Origin of the sequence: Holdemania filiformis DSM 12042, assembly GCF_000157995.1 — a bacterium.
In the GTDB taxonomy this organism is placed as follows: domain Bacteria; phylum Bacillota_I; class Bacilli_A; order Erysipelotrichales; family Erysipelotrichaceae; genus Holdemania; species Holdemania filiformis.
This window is the reverse complement of sequence record NZ_GG657562.1, coordinates 133,142-137,403: the sequence shown is the minus strand read 5'-3', so window position 1 is coordinate 137,403 and position 4,262 is coordinate 133,142. Positions and strand designations below refer to the sequence as shown.

Annotated in this window: 2 protein-coding genes and 1 pseudogene; 1 reads left to right on the top strand and 2 read right to left on the bottom strand. The window is 46.3% G+C overall.

What is annotated here, in order from left to right:
• Positions 1 to 635: 635 nt before the first annotated feature.
• Entirely contained in the window at positions 636 to 1,199 is a 564-nt protein-coding gene (locus HOLDEFILI_RS16530; protein ID WP_006061026.1) for a hypothetical protein, read from the bottom strand.
• A gap of 393 nt (positions 1,200 to 1,592) precedes the next feature.
• A complete protein-coding gene (locus tag HOLDEFILI_RS16525) occupies positions 1,593 to 2,414 on the bottom strand; it encodes a helix-turn-helix domain-containing protein (protein ID WP_006061024.1) in 822 nt (273 codons plus the stop codon).
• Between the two features lie 151 nt (positions 2,415 to 2,565).
• Between HOLDEFILI_RS16525 and HOLDEFILI_RS16520 the strand changes: the two are divergent.
• Positions 2,566 to 4,262, top strand: a pseudogene (locus HOLDEFILI_RS16520) (FAD-dependent oxidoreductase); the annotation flags it as partial.

Here is a 4,262-nt window from a genome sequence, read left to right as displayed (position 1 = left end):
GCTAGGATAGCTTTTCCAGGTGTCACTAGGCAGCAAGTCGTTTCATAGCACCCCCCGCAAACCCGCATGGAATGGGCGTTTTCTCAAATCCGGCGAATAAACCTGCACAACTTGTAACAGCATGTTTTTGTAAAGCCCAGCACCATTTGGGCACCACAAAACAAAAATCAGCAAACTCTTGCGCGGCAGGAATCCCGATTCACCGAAAACAATCGTGGCAAGCAGGGCAGGAGTATATACACTCCTGCAAAACGCTTGTTGGGTGATGGAACCCAAACCCCGGAAAAGCGCCACCACCGGCGGCCTTTTCTATTGCCCCTGACAGGGTGGCTGTGCGTTCCCGTGGACGCTTCCAAACGCAAGAAGTATCCTTATTCCCAGTTGGTAAAGCGCCCCGTATTCAGCGCCCGTAAGGGCGCGTGGTCGCTCTACTTGTGGAGCGTTTGCAAGGCAGCGTAAGCGGCCCTTGCCGGGGGATTGGGGGCGGACCCCAACAAGCGGTTTGAACCGTTTTCGCATAGCGGAAACTGGGCAAATGCGCAACGGTGTGTACCGTTGTGCCCTGCTTGCCACTATTGAAAACGGCTAAAGAGGGAATATGTCTTATACCAATAAGACGCAGTAAATCAGCCCGGTCAACGGAATCTATATGAGTTGTTTTCGTCAAAATCTATTTCATAGTAGTTGTCCTCAAAGTCGTACAGACAAATCGAGTTTTCGAGTATTTTAAATGGTTCCTTGCCTGAAATTGAAGCAAATATATCTTTCCCAGAAAATGACCATTGCTTCTCAAAATTAAAATCCAACATCGTAATTTCAATTTCGCCGTATATAATATATCCCTTTTTAACTTTATAAATTGCAAAGTTACAGCCAAAACAGTCAAGCATAATATTGCGAATGATAGAAGCATTGGTGATCCTTATTTGTGTTATCATATTATCTTGAAGAATTGTAAGAATGTCATTTTCCAAAACAGCACAATCCGAATCATAGGAGTAAAACGGCCCAATCAGCGCTATTTGAAATTCTCTTGAACCTAAGTTAATATGAATTGACAGCGTTTTTGAAAAATCGTTATGCCCATAATGACCTGGATTCAGCGTCACATCATAGTGATGATTATCCGCCGAGCCAATGGTATATGTTTCATCAACTTTGATTTCAATGTGGCATATTTCGTTTTGTAAAATCATCATTGCACCTTAAAAACTCCCCGTTCATCCAGTACGCCTTCTCCGCCTAAGGCGCACAAACCCATAGTTTTTTTTATTTTAATATGACTGCATGGAAATGTCAAATAGCTCATTTCGTTTCATTACTTCATACTACTGTTCATAACTCTGTTTGTTCGCTTGGGCACCATTCGGGCACCATTTTGCCCCTTGAAGGACGGTTTCTCACATAGCAGAAATGCTGATTTCATAGGTTTTTCCGGCTGGAAAAAGATTTTATTACCGCCAAATATTTACTATTTTTTATTAACTGCTTATCCAAGTCAGTAAAATGGAAATTCGGTTATTCCTTTGCCCGCTGAAAAGTAAAATCGATCTGTCTGGCTGGATATTTTTACTATCGTCTGATGCAGAATCTCAATCCCGGTCAGGATCAGGAATAAAGGATTCCTGGATAAACGGAATATAGAGTATGCTGTGTTCCACTGTGCCGTCACTTTGGTATTCTGTATACATTAGAATATTGCGGTAAATCGAATCCACCGGCTTTAAGCCTAATAAGCGCATTTGTGCTAAGGCTTTCTGTAGCGGATTCTCTTTGCTTTTTCCCAACGCAAAGATGCTGTGATATTCAAAGAACTGACGACGGGGACAAAGCTGAACGCTGGAATTGACCGGCAGTTGGATTTGATCGGCCGCTTGCTGCGGTACAGAAAGTCCCCACACATAATCTTCCGGCTGATCCGCAGGGCAGCGCTGGCAGGACTTAACAATAGGCATGTGCTGGATCCAGGCAGGCAGAATTTCATAAATGAAGGGATCTTCGACAAACCCATGCACATCGACATGCGGCAGGAAATAAAAGGCGTCAGTTGCTTTGACAAACCATTGATCCTGCCGCGTTTCCTCGCAAAAGGTTTTTAATTTTTCATATTCAGCGATAACTCCCTGCATAAAGATCAGCTGTCGTTTCATCTGCTCAATTTTAGGTTCCATCAGCGTCAAAACTTGATCGGTAGAACTATGCCGGAAAACCTGCTCGATTTCTTTGACGGAAAAACCATAATTCTTATCTTTGATAATCTCTAAGACTGTCGAAGCGTTGCGCTGATCGTAATACCGATATTTGGCTTCCGTGATTTCATTGGGGATCAGAATTCCATTATTCTGATAATGTTTTAGAAACTCCTGGGTTACCCCGACTTTTTTGGAAAATTCTCCGATTTTGTATTTTTTCATTCTGCTGCACCCCTGTTATCCATGTGATTTTAAGTTCAATATACAGGGAAGTTTTGAAAAAAGCAATTACTAAACTATTCACAATCCATTGACTCCAGTCTTAGGCCTGGATTTATAATTTGATAAACCATGGACAAAGGAGAAAAATGAAATGGGAAAAAAGGGAATTTCACGACGGGAGTTTTTAAAGGGAACGGCGGCCAGCGCTTTAGGCGTTGCGGCCCTGGGACTGCTGGGCGGCTGTGCTGCGGAAGAGAAGCCGGCGGCGGAACCTTGTCCGACTCCGGAAGCTTTAGCCAACGATTGGCTGGGACAGGAACCGCAGATTGAGGCCAGTTCGATTAAGGAAACGCTGGAAACTGAAGTGCTGATCGTCGGCGCAGGAACCGGCGGGATGTTTGCGGCGTGTTCCGCAGCGGAGAACGGAGCTAAAGTACTCGTTGTGGAAAAGTACCCGACCGGCGGTGGAATTCGGGATGATCTGGGGGCGATTAACTCGCGGTATCAGAAAGAATGGGGAACGCAGATTGACAAATTTGACTACATCACAGAGATGACGCATATTGCCAATGGACATCTAGACCAGCGTCTGGTCAAGCTGTTCTGCGAAGAGTCTGGGGAAACGATTGATTGGTATGGCGATCGACTGGCAGAACGCGGCGTGGAGCTGTGGCATGAAGCGGGCGGGGATGATCCGGATGACCGCTATAAGCATTTCCCGACGGGACATTCACCGCGCTGGACCGGAAGCGACGACGGAAATGGAAATCCGCTGAACGGCAATATTGTTTTGACTGATTACGCGTTGCAGCATGGCGTGGAATTCCGATATCAGACGACGATGATCAAGCTGACAAAAGAAAAGGGCCGGGTTACCGGGATTATTGCCAAAGATGCGGAAGAAAACTATATTCAAATCAAAGCTTCAAAAGGTGTAATCGTCTGCACCGGCGGTTATTCGCTGAACTATGATATGCTCCAGGCATTGCAGCCGGAAAACGTTGCGATGGTAGGGCGCAACGGGTCCATTCCGGGTGCTTCCGGGGATGGCATCAAAGCCTGTATCTGGGCTGGCGGTAAGTTTGATGAAACTCATTCGATGATGATGTTTGACCGCGCGGCACTAAAAGTTGACGCAAAACCGGGAATTGATCAGCTGAAAAAGGGCGAAAGCGGATTTTTCTGGATGGGCTCTCAGCCGTTCTTAAAGGTTAATCAAGACGGCGAACGGTTTTTCAATGAATCTGGGACCTATGAAGGAATTCTGCATTCGGATGAATTCCAAAAGGATCATTGCCATTACACGTTATTTGACGGGGATTGGACAGAATATGTCCAGGAGTTTAAAACACATGGCTGCTCCCGCTTGATTCCCTTCCCGAATAACGCTGATCCGAATATCCCATATCAGGTGATCGCAGAAGGGATGCTTCCAGGCTTAGTGAAGGATGGTTTTGTTCAACAGGCAGATACCATCGAAGAACTGGCGGAGAAGCTGGGGCTGCCGAAGGAAACGTTGACCGCAACGGTGGAACGGTATAATGAATTATATGATAAAGGGGTTGACGAGGATTTCGGCAAAGAGGCGCACCGGATGTCCGCCTTGCGCACCGCGCCTTTCTATGGTGCGAAGAACTGCGGTTATATTCTGTGCACTATGGATGGAATTCAAATTGATCTGAATATGAATGCAGTGGATACCGAAGGAAATGCGATCCCCGGCCTGTATGTCGTCGGTAACGACAGCGGAGCTTATTTCTCAGCAACCTATCCAAACCTTTCGACAGGCGCGGCCTGCGGAAGAACCGTAACCTTTGGCCGGCGCGCGGGAAGAATCGCCGCGGAACA

Coding starts and splice junctions, on each gene's coding strand:
- HOLDEFILI_RS16530 (WP_006061026.1), bottom strand. CDS start 1,199: ATGATGATTTTACAAAACGAAATATGCCACATTGAAATCAAAGTTGAT.
- HOLDEFILI_RS16525 (WP_006061024.1), bottom strand. CDS start 2,414: ATGAAAAAATACAAAATCGGAGAATTTTCCAAAAAAGTCGGGGTAACC.